The organism is Pseudomonas fluorescens, from assembly GCF_012974785.1.
GTDB classification, from domain to species: domain Bacteria; phylum Pseudomonadota; class Gammaproteobacteria; order Pseudomonadales; family Pseudomonadaceae; genus Aquipseudomonas; species Aquipseudomonas fluorescens_BT.
The window spans coordinates 5,609,642-5,623,802 of record NZ_CP027561.1 but is presented as its reverse complement, the minus strand read 5'-3'; the positions used below and the strand labels follow the sequence as shown (position 1 = coordinate 5,623,802).

The following is a 14,161-nucleotide window of genomic DNA, read 5'->3' as shown; positions in this document are numbered from 1 at the left end:
CGATGAAACTCAATGATCTGAGTCCAGCGCCGGGTTCCCGTCGCGAAAAGCATCGTCCGGGCCGTGGTATCGGTAGTGGTTTGGGTAAGACTGGTGGCCGTGGTCACAAAGGTCAGACCTCTCGCTCCGGTGGCACCATTGCTCCAGGCTTTGAAGGCGGTCAACAGCCGCTGCATCGTCGCCTGCCGAAGTTCGGTTTCGTTTCCCTGAAGGCCATGGATCGCGCAGAAGTGCGTCTGTCCGAGCTGGCTAAAGTGGAAGGCGACATCGTCACTGTGCAGTCCCTGAAAGATGCCAACGTGATCAACGTCAACGTACAGCGTGTGAAAATCATGCTGTCCGGTGAAGTGACTCGCGCTGTCACTATCGGCAAGGGAATCGGCGCCACCAAAGGTGCGCGTGCGGCTATCGAAGCAGCTGGCGGCAAGTTCGAGGAATAAATGGCTAAGCAAGGTGCTCTCTCTGCGCTCGGCAAAGGCGGTATGTCTGAACTCTGGGCTCGTCTGCGTTTTCTGTTCCTGGCGATTATCGTCTACCGAATAGGCGCACACATCCCGGTTCCAGGTATCAACCCGGACCGACTCGCGGACCTGTTTCGACAGAATGAGGGGACCATTCTTAGCTTGTTCAACATGTTTTCCGGCGGCGCGCTGGAGCGGATGAGCATCTTTGCACTGGGGATCATGCCGTACATTTCGGCATCGATCATCATGCAGCTGATGACCGCCGTCAGCCCGCAGCTGGAGCAGTTGAAGAAGGAAGGTGAAGCTGGCCGTCGCAAGATCAGCCAGTACACCCGCTACGGCACCGTCGTCCTCGCTCTCGTCCAGGCCATTGGCATGTCCATTGGTCTGGCAGGGCAGGGCGTTGCGTTCACTGGTGACTTTGGCTTCCATTTCGTCGCGGTATCCACGTTTGTGGCCGGTGCGATGTTCATGATGTGGCTGGGTGAGCAGATTACTGAGCGTGGTGTAGGCAACGGTATCTCGATGTTGATTTTTTCGGGTATCGTCGCCGGTCTTCCGAGAGCAATCGGGCAGTCTTTCGAGTCTGCGCGTCAGGGTGATATCAATATCTTCGCCCTGGTTGCCATCGGTTTGCTGGCAGTAGCGATTATCGGTTTCGTGGTGTTCATTGAGCGTGGTCAGCGTCGTATCGCTGTTCACTACGCCAAGCGTCAGCAAGGCCGCAAGGTTTTCGCTGCGCAGACTAGCCACTTGCCGCTGAAGGTGAACATGGCCGGTGTTATTCCGGCTATTTTCGCGAGCAGCATTTTGCTGTTCCCGGCTTCGTTGGGTGCCTGGTTTGGTCAGTCTGAAGGTATGGGCTGGTTGCAGGACATCTCGCAGTCGATCGCTCCTGGTCAGCCGTTGAATATTCTGCTGTTTAGTGCAGGGATTATTTTCTTCTGCTTCTTCTATACGGCGTTGATGTTCAATCCGAAAGACGTAGCGGAAAACCTGAAGAAGTCCGGTGCCTTTATTCCGGGCATCCGTCCAGGTGAGCAGTCTGCGCGCTACATTGATGGCGTTCTGACTCGCTTGACCATGTTCGGTGCTCTTTACATGACGGCCGTGTGCCTGTTGCCCCAGTTTCTGGTGGTTGCAGCAAACGTTCCGTTCTACCTTGGCGGGACCTCGTTGCTGATCGTGGTCGTGGTTGTGATGGACTTCATGTCCCAAGTACAATCGCACCTCGTTTCGCACCAGTACGAATCCCTGATGAAGAAAGCCAACCTGAAGGGTTACGGCAGCGGCATGTTGCGCTGAGTACCCATAAGGTTCGAGGAGTTGGTGATGAAAGTTCGTGCATCGGTGAAAAAGCTGTGCCGTAACTGCAAGATTATTCGCCGCGAAGGTGTTGTTCGAGTAATTTGCAGCGCGGAACCGCGTCACAAACAGCGCCAAGGCTGAGTGTGATTGTGCTTCAAGCCCGGCAGCTAGTGCGCTGCCGGGTTGATTATTTGTTATTACAGCGATATTATCTCGCGCCCTATTTCTTGGCTTCCGGGGCGTAGGTAGCTGTCAATTGGAGTCCCACTGAATGGCCCGTATTGCAGGCGTTAACATTCCAGATAACAAGCATACTGTTATCTCGCTGACCTACATCTATGGTGTTGGTCGCACTACTGCGCAGAAAATCTGTGCAGTGACTGGGGTAAACCCAGCAGCAAAGATCAAGGATCTGAGCGACGAGCAAATTGAACAGCTGCGTGGCGAAGTGGCGAAGTTCACCACTGAAGGTGATCTGCGTCGCGAAATCAACATGAAAATCAAGCGCTTGATGGACCTCGGTTGCTATCGCGGTCTGCGTCATCGTCGTGGTCTGCCAGTACGCGGTCAGCGTACCAAGACCAACGCGCGTACCCGTAAAGGTCCGCGTAAGCCGATCCGCAAGTAATCGCCCCAGCGAATCGACAGGAATTTAATCATGGCAAAACCTGCTGCTCGTCCTCGTAAAAAAGTTAAAAAGACAGTGGTTGATGGCATCGCCCACATCCATGCTTCTTTTAACAACACCATCGTGACCATTACCGACCGTCAAGGTAACGCTCTTTCCTGGGCTACCTCCGGTGGTTCGGGTTTCCGCGGTTCCCGCAAGTCCACCCCGTTCGCTGCTCAAGTAGCTGCTGAGCGTGCTGGTCAAGCTGCGCTGGAATACGGCCTGAAAAACCTCGACGTAAACGTCAAGGGCCCAGGTCCAGGTCGTGAATCCGCAGTCCGCGCTTTGAACGGCTGTGGCTACAAGATCGCCAGCATCACCGACGTGACGCCAATCCCGCACAACGGGTGCCGTCCGCCGAAGAAGCGCCGCGTGTAATCCAGGAGATTGTAAAGAATGGCTCGTTACATTGGTCCAAAATGCAAACTCGCTCGTCGCGAAGGCACCGATCTCTTCCTGAAGAGCGGCGTGCGCGCGATCGAATCGAAGTGCAACATTGAAGCAGCACCTGGTATCCACGGCCAACGCCGCGGTCGCCAGTCCGACTACGGCACCCAACTGCGTGAGAAGCAGAAGGTTCGTCGTATCTACGGCGTTCTCGAGCGTCAGTTCAGCGGCTACTACAAAGAAGCTGCTGGCAAGAAAGGTGCAACCGGTGAAAACCTGCTGCAACTGCTCGAATGCCGTCTGGACAACGTCGTATACCGTATGGGCTTTGGTTCGACTCGTGCCGAATCCCGTCAGCTGGTATCGCACAAGTCGATCAGCGTTAACGGTCAGACCGTAAACGTTCCTTCCTACCAGGTTCGTGCTGGTGACGTGGTCGCTGTTCGCGAGAAAGCAAAAAATCAACTTCGCATTGTCCAAGCTCTCGATCTGTGTGCTCAACGTGGCCGCGTAGAGTGGGTAGAAGTAGACACTGAGAAGAAGTCGGGCGTTTTCAAGAACGTTCCTGCTCGCAGTGATCTGTCCGCCGACATCAACGAAAGCCTGATTGTCGAGCTCTACTCCAAGTAAGGGCTAGAAAATAGGTGCATCCATGCAGATTTCGGTAAATGAGTTCCTGACACCCCGCCATATTGATGTGCAGGTTGTCAGTCCAACCCGCGCCAAGATCACTCTCGAGCCTCTCGAGCGTGGTTTCGGCCACACCCTGGGCAACGCGCTGCGCCGCATCCTGTTGTCCTCAATGCCCGGCTGCGCAGTAGTCGAGGCCGAGATTGACGGTGTGCTCCACGAGTACAGCGCCATCGAAGGTGTACAGGAAGACGTAATTGAAATCCTGTTGAACCTTAAAGGTCTGGCTATCAAGCTGCACGGCCGTGACGAAGTTACGCTGACCTTGTCGAAGAAGGGTTCGGGGGTGGTTACCGCTGCCGATATTCAGCTGGATCATGATGTCGAGATCGTTAATCCCGATCACGTAATCGCTAACCTGGCGTCTAACGGCGCCCTGAACATGAAGCTCACCGTAGCTCGTGGTCGTGGTTATGAACCAGCCGACTCGCGTCAGAGCGATGAAGACGAAAGCCGCAGCATCGGTCGCTTGCAGCTCGACTCTTCGTTCAGCCCGGTTCGCCGTATCGCATACGTGGTGGAAAACGCCCGTGTCGAACAGCGTACCAACCTGGACAAGCTGGTTATTGATCTGGAAACCAACGGTACTCTGGATCCTGAAGAGGCTATCCGTCGTGCTGCAACCATTCTGCAACAGCAGTTGGCTGCGTTCGTCGACCTCAAAGGTGACAGTGAGCCAGTGGTTGTCGAGCAGGAAGACGAGATCGATCCGATCCTGCTTCGCCCGGTTGACGATCTGGAACTGACTGTACGTTCGGCTAACTGCCTTAAGGCGGAAAACATCTACTACATCGGTGACCTGATTCAGCGTACCGAAGTAGAGCTGTTGAAGACTCCGAACCTGGGCAAGAAATCCTTGACTGAAATCAAGGACGTTCTGGCCTCCCGCGGTCTGTCCCTCGGCATGCGCCTCGACAACTGGCCGCCTGCAAGTCTTAAGAAGGACGACAAGGCGACTGCCTGATCGTCGTAATCACCGAACGTAGTGTTTGGTAAGGAATGAACCATGCGTCATCGTAAAAGTGGTCGCCACCTGAGCCGCACCAGCTCGCACCGCAAGGCCATGTTCCAAAACATGGCTGTGTCGCTGTTCGAGCACGAGCTGATCAAAACTACTCTGCCAAAAGCCAAAGAACTGCGCCGCGTTGCCGAGCCGCTGATCACTCTGGCCAAGACAGACAGCGTTGCTAACCGTCGTCTGGCTTTCGACCGTACTCGTTCGAAAGCTATCGTTGGTAAGCTCTTCAACGACCTGGGCAAGCGTTACGCTACCCGTGAGGGTGGCTACCTGCGCATCCTCAAGTGCGGTTTCCGCGCTGGCGACAACGCGCCTATGGCGTACGTCGAACTGGTTGATCGTGCTGTTGGCGGTGAAGCTGTATCCGCTGAGTAAGACGTCAGTCTGAAACAAAGAACCGGGCCTAGTGCCCGGTTTTTTGTGCCCGTAAGAAATGCGCGGTTCGTACAAGCTTCTACCCTGTCTGGGTCTGCACTATGTGTGGGGATCTTTCGTTAGTTTTTTTCTATTGACTGCCATAAGTTAATGAATTTGTGGCTGTCATGTTGATGATCGATACTCCCCAACAAGCCGATTAGCCGGCAGTTCAAGACTACAGAGGACGAAGATCGCATGAGCCAGAACAAGACGCTTACGACTGCCAGCGGCGCGCCAGTCGCCGACAACCAGAACTCCCGCTCCGCTGGGCCGCGTGGTCCGTTGTTGCTCGATGACTTTCACTTGATCGAGAAGCTTGCCCATTTCAACCGCGAAAACATTCCTGAGCGCCGCGTGCATGCCAAGGGTTCGGGCGCCTACGGTACTTTCACCGTCACTCGCGATATCACGCAGTACACCAGCGCCAGGCTGTTCTCTGCCGTAGGCAAGCAGACCCCGACTTTCCTGCGATTCTCCACAGTAGGCGGTGAGCGCGGATCGGCCGACACCGAGCGTGACCCTCGTGGATTCGCCCTGAAGTTCTACACCGAAGAAGGCAACTGGGACATTGTTGGCAACAACACACCGGTGTTCTTCATTCGCGATCCGCTGAAATTCCCTGACTTTATCCACACCCAGAAACGCCTGCCGCAAAGCAACCTGAAAAGTGCGCAGATGATGTGGGATTTCTGGTCGCACTCGCCCGAGGCGCTGCATCAGGTCACCATTCTGTTTTCTGACCGAGGCATTCCTGACGGCTATCGCCACATGCACGGTTTCGGCAGTCACACGTACAGCCTGATCAACGCTCAAGGCGAGCGTCACTGGGTGAAGTGGCATTACAAGACCAAGCAAGGGGTCAAGAACCTTGCGCCGGCTGAGGCAGCGCGCCTGGCGGGCACTGATCCGGATTACGCGCAGCGTGACCTGTTCGAGGCTATCGAGCGCGGTGATTTTCCGAAATGGCGGGTGTGCATCCAGATCATGACCGAAGCCCAGGCCGCGGCGCATTACGAGAACCCGTTCGACGTGACCAAGACCTGGTCGCAGAAAGAGTTCCCGCTGATCGAAGTCGGTGAGCTGGAGTTGAATCGCAACCCGCTGAACTACTTTGCTGAAGTCGAGCAGGCGGCGTTCGGTCCAAGCAACATGGTTCCGGGTGTCGGTCTTTCACCGGACCGCATGTTGCAAGGTCGCGTGTTCGCCTATGCCGATGCGCATCGCTATCGCGTAGGCACCAATCACCAGCAACTGCCGGTGAACGCCCCGCGCAGCCCGGTCAACACCTACCAGCGTGATGGTTCGATGGCTTTTGGCAGTAACGGTGGCGCGGCACCGAATTACGAGCCGAACAGCTACGTAGAGTCGCCGAAACAAGCGCCACACTACGCCGAACCTGCACTGGCCTTGAGCGGTGCGGCTGACCGTTACGATCATCGCGAAGACGCCGACTACTACAGCCATGCGGGCGCGCTGTTCCGTTTGATGAGCGACGAGCAGAAAGCCCTGCTGGTGGGCAATATCGCAGGTGCCATGGCGGGTGTTTCCAGTGATGTCATCGACCGCCAGTTACAGCATTTCCACAAGGCCGATCCGGCGTATGGAGAAGCAATCGCAAAGCTGCTCAACGTACAGCTTAACGAAGTCTAAACGAGAAGCAGAACCGCCCTCATTGGGGCGGTTTTTGCGTTATTTAACCTGCTTTTCTCAGAATATCTTCGCTTTTATTGCGCGAAGTGAGTGACCTTGCAGTCATGTTGGTTCAAACTACAGACTTTCAAGAAGGGAGATGTAGGGCGATGCAAGGCCACCCAGACGTTATCGATTACCTCAACACGTTGCTGACCGGCGAACTGGCCGCCCGTGACCAATATTTCGTTCACTCGCGGATGTATGAGGACTGGGGATTCACCAAGCTCTACGAACGAATCAACCATGAGATGGAAGAGGAAGCCGGTCATGCCGATGCGCTGATGCGCCGGATTCTGATGCTCGAAGGCACCCCGCGCATGCGTCCGGATGACCTGGATGTCGGCACCACAGTGGAAACCATGCTCGAAGCGGATCTGCGTCTTGAGTACAAGGTGCGTGCTGCACTGTGCAAAGGCATTGAACTGTGCGAGAAGCATGGCGACTACGTCAGCCGTGACATCCTCAAGCTTCAGTTGCACGACACTGAAGAAGATCATACCTACTGGCTTGAAAAGCAGTTGGGCCTGATCAAGCTGATCGGCATTCAGAACTACCTGCAATCTCACACATCCTGATTGCGTCAGATACAAAAAAGCCCCTGTCACTGACGAAGTGACAGGGGCTTTTTCATGCCCGGCGATCAGGCCCGATCGCGGATCAGCAGCGGCTTGAGGTAATGACCTGTATGAGACTGTTTCATCTCGGCCACTTCCTCCGGCGTACCGGTGGCGATGATCTGTCCACCTTTCGAACCTCCCTCGGGGCCAAGGTCCACCAGCCAGTCGGCGGTCTTGATCACGTCGAGGTTGTGCTCGATCACCACCACGGTGTTGCCGTGGTCGCGCAGGCGATGCAGTACGTCGAGCAGTTGCTGGATATCTGCGAAGTGCAGACCGGTGGTCGGCTCGTCGAGGATGTACAGGGTCTTGCCGGTATCGCGCTTGGACAGCTCGCGGGACAACTTGACCCGCTGTGCTTCGCCACCAGACAGTGTCGTGGCTGATTGCCCGAGCTTGATGTACGACAGGCCCACATCCATCAGCGTCTGCAGTTTGCGCGCCAGTGCCGGCACCGCGTCGAAGAACTCCCGCGCTTCCTCGATGGTCATCTCGAGGGTTTCGTGGATGCTCTTGCCCTTGTATTTGATCTCCAGGGTTTCGCGGTTATAGCGCTTGCTCTTGCACACGTCGCACGGGACGTAGATGTCCGGCAGGAAGTGCATTTCAACCTTGATCAGACCGTCGCCCTGGCAAGCCTCGCAACGACCGCCCTTGACGTTGAACGAAAAGCGCCCCGGGCCATAACCACGAGAGCGGGATTCCGGCACGCCGGCAAACAGTTCGCGAATCGGCGTGAACAGGCCGGTGTAGGTCGCCGGGTTGGAGCGTGGCGTACGACCGATCGGGCTCTGGTCGATATCGACGACCTTGTCCAGATGCTCCAGGCCCTTGATGCTGTCGTGGGCTGCTGCTTCGAGAGTGGTCGCGCCATTGAGTGCCGTGGCGCTCAGCGGGAACAGCGTGTTGTTGATCAATGTCGATTTGCCTGAGCCGGAAACGCCGGTCACGCAAGTCAGCAAGCCGATCGGGATCTCCAGGTCGACATTGCGCAGGTTGTTGCCCCGCGCGCCCTTGAGCGACAGCACCTGCTTCTTGTTGCGCGGTGTGCGCTTGGCCGGCACTTTGATCTTCACTCGGCCCGACAGGTATTTGCCGGTGAGCGAGTCCGGGTGGGCCATGACTTCGTCCGGTGTGCCTTCGGCGACGATTTGCCCGCCATGGACCCCGGCGCCAGGGCCGATATCCACTACGTAGTCGGCCAGACGGATTGCGTCTTCATCGTGCTCGACCACGATCACCGTGTTACCGATATCGCGCAGATGCTTGAGGGTGCCGAGCAGGCGATCATTGTCACGCTGGTGCAGGCCGATGGACGGCTCATCGAGGATGTACAGCACCCCGACCAGGCCCGCGCCGATCTGACTGGCCAGACGAATCCGCTGTGCTTCGCCGCCGGACAGTGTGTCGGCGCTGCGATCAAGCGACAGGTAGTCCAGGCCCACGTTGACCAGGAACTGCAGACGCTCGCGGATTTCCTTGAGAATCTTGTCGGCGATTTCGCCACGGCGGCCGGTCATCTTCAGCTCGCCGAAGTAGTTGCAGGCATCGCCGATCGGCAGGTTGGTCACCGCCGGCAGGGTTTTCTCGCCAACCCACACATGTCGCGCTTCACGACGCAGGCGGGTGCCGCGACAGTCCGGGCACGACTGGGTGCTGAGGAACTTCGCCAGTTCTTCGCGCACGCTCGCCGATTCGGTTTCGCGGTAGCGACGCTCGAGGTTCGGCACAATGCCCTCGAATGGGTGCGAACGTTTGACAATGTCGCCGCGGTCATTGAGGTATTTGAAGTCGACATTCTGCGAGCCGCTGCCATGCAGAATGTGTTTCTGCTGATCGGCCGGCAGTTCGTTGAAGGGTTTTTCCAGGCTGAAGCCATAGTGTGCGGCCAGCGATCCAAGCATCTGGAAGTAATAGACGTTGCGCCGGTCCCAGCCGCGTATTGCGCCTTCGGCCAGCGTCAGTTCACCGTTGACCAGTCGTTTGATGTCGAAGAACTGTTTCACCCCTAGACCGTCGCAGGTCGGACAGGCGCCGGCCGGGTTGTTGAAGGAAAACAGCTTGGGTTCCAGCTCGCTGATCGCATGGCCGCAGATCGGGCAGGCGAAGCGCGCGGAGAAGATCATCTCTTCGCCCGGCTCGTCGTCCATCGGTGCCACGAGAGCGATGCCGTCCGCCAGTTTCAGTGCGGTCTCGAAGGACTCGGCCAGACGTTGCTGCAGATCGGCGCGAACCTTGAAACGGTCGACTACCACCTCGATCGAGTGCTTCTTCTGTTTATCCAGTTTCGGCAGCTCGTCCAGCTCGCAGAGCCGGCCGTTGACCCGGGCCCGGACGAAGCCCTGGGCACGCAGTTCCTCGAATACCGACAGATGCTCGCCCTTGCGCTCTCGGATCACCGGTGCCAGCAACATCAGCTTGCTGCCTTCCGGCTGTGCCAGCACCAGGTCGACCATCTGGCTGACGGTCTGCGCTTCCAGCGGAATGTCGTGATCCGGGCAGCGCGGCGTACCGACGCGGGCATAAAGCAGGCGCAGGTAGTCGTAGATTTCGGTGATGGTGCCGACCGTGGAACGCGGGTTGTGCGAGGTCGACTTCTGTTCGATGGAGATCGCCGGCGACAGGCCTTCGATGGTGTCGACGTCGGGTTTTTCCATCATCGACAGGAACTGCCGGGCATAGGCCGACAGGGATTCGACATAGCGGCGCTGACCTTCGGCGTACAGCGTGTCGAAGGCCAGGGACGACTTGCCGGATCCGGACAGGCCGGTGATGACGATCAGTTTGTCCCGTGGCAGGGTCAGGTCGATGTTCTTCAGGTTGTGGGTGCGGGCCCCACGAATCAGGATCTTGTCCAAAATGGCCTCGCTCGGCGGGCGTCGAAAACACAGGAGTATACGGCCAAATACTGGATGGATGCACACTATCAAATGAAGGGTTTTCTGCCTTGCATGAAGAGAGTTTCATCTATACGCGTCATAGCGTCGCGATATACCCCGTCTTTCGATGGGACTGGTAGAATCGCCGCCGGTTCACACGAGGTTTTTCCATGCACGATCCCCACAGCGAACGCATGAGTGGCAGCGAGACCCGCGCGGCGAGCGGTCTGGCCCTGGTGTTCGCCTTCCGTATGCTTGGCATGTTCATGGTGCTGCCGGTGCTGGCAACCTATGGCATGGATCTGGCGGGAGCGACCCCGGCCCTCATCGGGCTGGCGATTGGCGCTTACGGCCTGACCCAGGCGATTTTCCAGATTCCGTTCGGGATCATTTCCGACCGTATCGGCCGTCGTCCGGTGATTTACCTGGGACTGATCGTCTTCGCCCTCGGCAGCGTGCTGGCGGCCCAGGCCGATTCGATCTGGGGCGTGATCGCCGGTCGTGTCCTGCAAGGCGCCGGGGCGATTTCCGCTGCGGTCATGGCACTGCTTTCCGACCTGACCCGCGAACAGCACCGCACCAAAGCGATGGCGATGATCGGCATGACCATCGGCCTGTCGTTTGCCGTGGCCATGGTGGTCGGCCCGTTGCTGACTCGCGCATTTGGACTTTCCGGCCTGTTCCTGGCCACCGGCGGCATGGCGCTGGTCGGGATCGTGATCGTGCTGTTCATGGTGCCGAAGTCCACCGGGCCGCTGAGTCATCGGGAATCCGGTGTGGCGCGTCAGGCATTGATGCCGACGCTCAAGCACCCGGACCTGCTGCGCCTGGATCTGGGCATTTTTGTATTACATGCGATGTTGATGTCGAGCTTCGTCGCGCTGCCCCTGGCCCTGGTGGAAAAAGCCGGGCTGCCCAAGGAACAGCACTGGTGGGTCTATCTCACAGCCTTGCTGATCTCGTTCTTCGCCATGATCCCGTTCATCATCTATGGCGAGAAGAAACGCAAAATGAAACGAGTTTTGCTCGGCGCCGTCATGACGTTGATGCTCACTGAGCTATTCTTCTGGCAGTTCGGTGACAGCCTGCGGGCTCTGGTGATCGGGACGGTGGTGTTCTTTACCGCGTTCAATCTGCTGGAAGCTTCGCTGCCGTCGCTGATCAGCAAGGTTTCACCGGCAGGTGGCAAGGGCACGGCGATGGGCGTGTACTCCACCAGCCAGTTCCTCGGTTCGGCACTCGGCGGGATTCTCGGCGGCTGGATGTTCCAGCATGGCGGTCTGTCGGTTGTGTTCCTAGGATGTGCCGGGCTGGCTGCCATCTGGCTGGCCTTTGCTGTTACCATGCGCGAACCTCCCTACGTGACGAGCCTGCGCTTGCCGTTGTCGCCCGAGGCGATCCGCGAAGCGGGTCTGGTCGAGCGCCTCAGGGCCCTCGTGGGGGTAACAGATGCAGTGATAGTCGCCGATGAGGCGGCTGTTTACATCAAACTGGATAAAGAATTAGTGGATCGCGACACCCTCGAACGCCTGGTGAACAACCCGGCCGAGGCTGCTTGCGAAGCCTAGGAGAACGTTATGGCCCGTGGGGTTAACAAAGTCATATTGGTCGGCACTTGCGGCCAGGATCCCGAAGTTCGCTACTTGCCTAACGGTAACGCCGTGACCAACCTGAGTCTGGCAACCAGCGAACAGTGGACCGACAAGCAGACTGGTCAGAAGGTCGAGAAGACCGAGTGGCACCGCGTATCGATGTTCGGCAAGGTTGCCGAAATCGCCGGCGAATACCTGCGCAAGGGTTCGCAGGTGTACATCGAAGGCAAGCTGCAGACCCGCGAGTGGGAAAAAGACGGTATCAAGCGTTACACCACCGAAATCGTGGTCGACATGCAAGGCACCATGCAACTGCTCGGCGGCCGTCCACAGCAGGGCGACCAGCAAGGCGGTGGCAACAACTATCAGCAGCAGGCGCCACGCCAACAGGCTCCGCGTCCGCAGCAGTCGGCTCCTCAGCAGCGTTCGGCCCCGGCTCCACAGCAAGCCGCACCGCAACCAGCCCCGGATTTCGACAGCTTCGATGACGACATTCCGTTCTGATTCTTCGCTGTATCCGCTTTGAATAAAAAGGCCCGTCGCTGAACACGACGGGCCTTTTTCATGGGCGCAGGTTTTTCAGTCAAGAATCAGGTGTGGCAAGAACCGGCTCGAATCCTTGGTGATCAAGCTGTTGTCTTCGCGCACGCCAATCCCCGCCGCCTGATCGCCTATGACCCAGGAACCGATCAGCGTGTAGCTGTCATCGAACTTCGGCAGCGGCGCAAATTCCTGCAGGATGAAAGGCGCATCCGTGTAGGGGCCGTCCTCTTTGACGATCAGGCCTTCGGCTGTTTGCAACTCGATGTTGGCACCTTCCCGGGAGAAGTACGGTTTGCGCACCCAGCCTTTCGGTACAGCGCCGCCCGGATTCGGATCGAGATGGGCGGCCAGCAGATTCGGATGGCCCTTGTGCAATTCCCAGAGCAGAGGCAGGGCGCCTTTATTGGAGAGAATGGCCTTCCACGCCGGTTCGAAAAACTGCGTATCGCAATCGGCAATGGCCGCACCGAACGGTTCGTGGAAGATGAACTCCCAGGCATGCAGCTTGAACAGATGCGGGATCCAGCGGTCTTCGAGATCGACGAAACGTCCATCGGTTGTCAGGCCGATGTCTTCGATATCGATGTGTCGGGATTCGATGCCGACCTTTTCCGCGATCAGGCGCAGATAGTCGGTGGTGCCCTTGTCCTCGACGGAGCCTTTCATCGAGGCAAAGTAGAACGGGCGCTTGAGTTTCAGCGCGGCAAAGGCTTCATGCAGTCGGGTATCGATGCTGTTGAACTGGTCGGCATGGCGCGGCAGCATCCCGCGCTCGATGCATTGTTCCAGCCAGCCCCACTGGAACGCCGCGGCCTCGTACAGGCTGGTGGGGGTGTCGTAGTTGAGCTCCAGCAACTTCGCCGGCCCGGTGCCGTTGTAGGAGAAGTCCATGCGCCCATACAGATGCGGATGACCTTCCAGCCACGACGTTCGGATCATGTCGTAGTACGGCGCGGGGATGCTCAGGCGATCGAGCAGTTCCTCGCTGTGCACGACCCGGTCCACCAGATCCATGCACATCTCGTGCAGTTCGGCGGTCGGATCCTCGAGATCGTTTTCGATCTGTGCGAGCGTGAACTGATAATACGCGCGCTCGTCCCAGTAAGGCTCATCGTCGATGGTGTGGAACAGAAAGCCGAGGCTTTCGGCCGTCTGTTTCCAGTCGTGGCGCTCGGCGCAATGGATCTTCTTCATCAGCTGCTCGAACTGCCCCAGCCGCCCCAACCGCTGCGTGCGCTGGACTGGCTGCCGAAACCGCCACGGGAAGTAGAGGATGCCACGTTGACCGGTTTGCTCCGGGAGCTGGTGTAGTCCGAATTGCTGCGAGTGGTCGGCGCCGATTCGATACGCCGGTTCAGCGTCGAAGTGTCGTACGTCTGACGCGTATCGCGGTCGCGATACACCGTCCGCGAGTTGTTGCTCATGGCATTGCCGATCAGCCATCCGGTGAGCCAGCCGTTGCTCGACCCGCCACCGCTGGAAACGTGGGTCGTGCTCTGAGTTGTCTGGGCAGGTTCGGCATTGCCCGCCGGCATCTGCGCATTGGCAATCGAATCGAGGTTCTGTACCGGTTCGGAATTTTGCGCCACCTTGAAACCACCGAGTTTCGGTGCAAAGCGGCCGTCGGAATTCTTCTGACACCAGCCGGCGGCAAAGTCTGCGTCGCACTTCGCTTTGTCGTCATAGGCCGGGGCGATGCGCCGGTGCTCGGCCAGGGCCGCGACGTAGGCATTCGAGCAGGCATCGGCTGCCACTTCGGCGTCGACGCACTGTTCCACGCTCTGGAAGGTGCGCTGTTGTTCCTGCGCGGCCGCTTCACCGGAAATCGCCAGGGCCACCGAAGCGGCCAGGGACAGTTGAACGTACTTGCTTCGTTTCATCTCG

15 protein-coding genes are annotated in these 14,161 nt (G+C 57.9%); 12 read left to right on the top strand and 3 right to left on the bottom strand.

From position 1 onward, the window contains the following. The first annotated feature begins 2 nt into the window (after positions 1 to 2). The 10 genes from rplO to bfr all read left to right on the top strand — a co-directional run bounded on the left by rplO (position 3) and on the right by bfr (position 7,221). Complete coding sequence (rplO, locus tag C6Y56_RS25635) at positions 3 to 440, top strand: 50S ribosomal protein L15 (protein WP_003228720.1); 438 nt, start codon at positions 3 to 5, stop codon at positions 438 to 440. Next, entirely contained in the window at positions 441 to 1,769 is a 1,329-nt protein-coding gene (secY, locus tag C6Y56_RS25630) for a preprotein translocase subunit SecY (protein WP_003228718.1), read from the top strand. A gap of 27 nt (positions 1,770 to 1,796) precedes the next feature. Further along, positions 1,797 to 1,913, top strand: coding sequence for a 50S ribosomal protein L36 (gene rpmJ, locus C6Y56_RS25625; protein WP_002555468.1), 117 nt, complete (start codon positions 1,797 to 1,799; stop codon positions 1,911 to 1,913). A gap of 130 nt (positions 1,914 to 2,043) precedes the next feature. Beyond that, positions 2,044 to 2,400 carry a 30S ribosomal protein S13 gene (gene rpsM / locus C6Y56_RS25620; RefSeq protein WP_003186020.1) on the top strand — a complete coding sequence of 119 codons (357 nt, stop codon included), beginning with the start codon at positions 2,044 to 2,046 and terminating at the stop codon, positions 2,398 to 2,400. 30 nt (positions 2,401 to 2,430) lie between these two features. Next, positions 2,431 to 2,820, top strand: a complete 390-nt coding sequence (gene rpsK / locus C6Y56_RS25615) for a 30S ribosomal protein S11 (protein WP_002555466.1) — start codon at positions 2,431 to 2,433, stop codon at positions 2,818 to 2,820. 18 nt (positions 2,821 to 2,838) lie between these two features. Then, a complete protein-coding gene (gene rpsD, locus C6Y56_RS25610; RefSeq protein WP_003176404.1) occupies positions 2,839 to 3,459 on the top strand; it encodes a 30S ribosomal protein S4 in 621 nt (206 codons plus the stop codon). Positions 3,460 to 3,481: 22 nt separating this feature from the next. Continuing rightward, positions 3,482 to 4,483: a DNA-directed RNA polymerase subunit alpha gene (locus C6Y56_RS25605; RefSeq protein ID WP_003186012.1), complete on the top strand. Its 1,002-nt coding sequence runs from the start codon at positions 3,482 to 3,484 to the stop codon at positions 4,481 to 4,483. Positions 4,484 to 4,525: 42 nt separating this feature from the next. Beyond that, positions 4,526 to 4,912 carry a 50S ribosomal protein L17 gene (gene rplQ, locus C6Y56_RS25600; protein WP_007955635.1) on the top strand — a complete coding sequence of 129 codons (387 nt, stop codon included), beginning with the start codon at positions 4,526 to 4,528 and terminating at the stop codon, positions 4,910 to 4,912. Positions 4,913 to 5,149: 237 nt separating this feature from the next. Then, on the top strand, positions 5,150 to 6,604 hold the full coding sequence (locus C6Y56_RS25595; protein WP_169432133.1) for a catalase: 1,455 nt from the start codon (positions 5,150 to 5,152) through the stop codon (positions 6,602 to 6,604). A 149-nt stretch (positions 6,605 to 6,753) separates the two neighbouring features. Next, positions 6,754 to 7,221, top strand: coding sequence for a bacterioferritin (gene bfr / locus C6Y56_RS25590; RefSeq protein WP_065259514.1), 468 nt, complete (start codon positions 6,754 to 6,756; stop codon positions 7,219 to 7,221). 65 nt (positions 7,222 to 7,286) lie between these two features. Here bfr and uvrA read toward each other — a convergent pair whose 3' ends face one another. Beyond that, a complete protein-coding gene (gene uvrA, locus C6Y56_RS25585; protein WP_169432132.1) occupies positions 7,287 to 10,121 on the bottom strand; it encodes an excinuclease ABC subunit UvrA in 2,835 nt (944 codons plus the stop codon). Positions 10,122 to 10,312: 191 nt separating this feature from the next. Here uvrA and C6Y56_RS25580 point away from each other — a divergent pair, with 191 nt between their 5' ends. Both C6Y56_RS25580 and C6Y56_RS25575 read left to right on the top strand, forming a co-directional pair. Beyond that, a complete protein-coding gene (locus C6Y56_RS25580; protein WP_169432131.1) occupies positions 10,313 to 11,710 on the top strand; it encodes an MFS transporter in 1,398 nt (465 codons plus the stop codon). A 9-nt stretch (positions 11,711 to 11,719) separates the two neighbouring features. Next, complete coding sequence (locus C6Y56_RS25575; protein ID WP_003228709.1) at positions 11,720 to 12,238, top strand: single-stranded DNA-binding protein; 519 nt, start codon at positions 11,720 to 11,722, stop codon at positions 12,236 to 12,238. Positions 12,239 to 12,313: 75 nt separating this feature from the next. Here the strand turns inward: C6Y56_RS25575 and C6Y56_RS25570 are convergent, their stop codons facing one another. Together C6Y56_RS25570 and C6Y56_RS25565 are read right to left on the bottom strand one after the other, a co-directional pair. Then, the gene (locus tag C6Y56_RS25570; RefSeq protein WP_169432130.1) at positions 12,314 to 13,471 is read right to left on the bottom strand and encodes a glutathionylspermidine synthase family protein; all 1,158 of its coding nucleotides are present in this window, start codon (positions 13,469 to 13,471) and stop codon (positions 12,314 to 12,316) included. Further along, on the bottom strand, positions 13,471 to 14,157 hold the full coding sequence (locus C6Y56_RS25565; RefSeq protein ID WP_169432129.1) for a DUF1190 domain-containing protein: 687 nt from the start codon (positions 14,155 to 14,157) through the stop codon (positions 13,471 to 13,473). Before C6Y56_RS25565 ends, C6Y56_RS25570 begins: the two co-directional genes overlap by 1 nt. Between the last annotated feature and the right edge of the window lie 4 nt (positions 14,158 to 14,161).

What these genes read in the sequence shown, in the direction of transcription:
- rplO (WP_003228720.1), top strand. Translation starts at nt 3, where the DNA reads ATGAAACTCAATGATCTGAGTCCAGCGCCGGGTTCCCGTCGCGAAAAG.
- secY (WP_003228718.1), top strand. Translation starts at nt 441, where the DNA reads ATGGCTAAGCAAGGTGCTCTCTCTGCGCTCGGCAAAGGCGGTATGTCT.
- rpmJ (WP_002555468.1), top strand. Translation starts at nt 1,797, where the DNA reads ATGAAAGTTCGTGCATCGGTGAAAAAGCTGTGCCGTAACTGCAAGATT.
- rpsM (WP_003186020.1), top strand. Translation starts at nt 2,044, where the DNA reads ATGGCCCGTATTGCAGGCGTTAACATTCCAGATAACAAGCATACTGTT.
- rpsK (WP_002555466.1), top strand. Translation starts at nt 2,431, where the DNA reads ATGGCAAAACCTGCTGCTCGTCCTCGTAAAAAAGTTAAAAAGACAGTG.
- rpsD (WP_003176404.1), top strand. Translation starts at nt 2,839, where the DNA reads ATGGCTCGTTACATTGGTCCAAAATGCAAACTCGCTCGTCGCGAAGGC.
- C6Y56_RS25605 (WP_003186012.1), top strand. Translation starts at nt 3,482, where the DNA reads ATGCAGATTTCGGTAAATGAGTTCCTGACACCCCGCCATATTGATGTG.
- rplQ (WP_007955635.1), top strand. Translation starts at nt 4,526, where the DNA reads ATGCGTCATCGTAAAAGTGGTCGCCACCTGAGCCGCACCAGCTCGCAC.
- C6Y56_RS25595 (WP_169432133.1), top strand. Translation starts at nt 5,150, where the DNA reads ATGAGCCAGAACAAGACGCTTACGACTGCCAGCGGCGCGCCAGTCGCC.
- bfr (WP_065259514.1), top strand. Translation starts at nt 6,754, where the DNA reads ATGCAAGGCCACCCAGACGTTATCGATTACCTCAACACGTTGCTGACC.
- C6Y56_RS25580 (WP_169432131.1), top strand. Translation starts at nt 10,313, where the DNA reads ATGCACGATCCCCACAGCGAACGCATGAGTGGCAGCGAGACCCGCGCG.
- C6Y56_RS25575 (WP_003228709.1), top strand. Translation starts at nt 11,720, where the DNA reads ATGGCCCGTGGGGTTAACAAAGTCATATTGGTCGGCACTTGCGGCCAG.
- C6Y56_RS25570 (WP_169432130.1), bottom strand. Translation starts at nt 13,471, where the DNA reads ATGAAGAAGATCCATTGCGCCGAGCGCCACGACTGGAAACAGACGGCC.
- C6Y56_RS25565 (WP_169432129.1), bottom strand. Translation starts at nt 14,157, where the DNA reads ATGAAACGAAGCAAGTACGTTCAACTGTCCCTGGCCGCTTCGGTGGCC.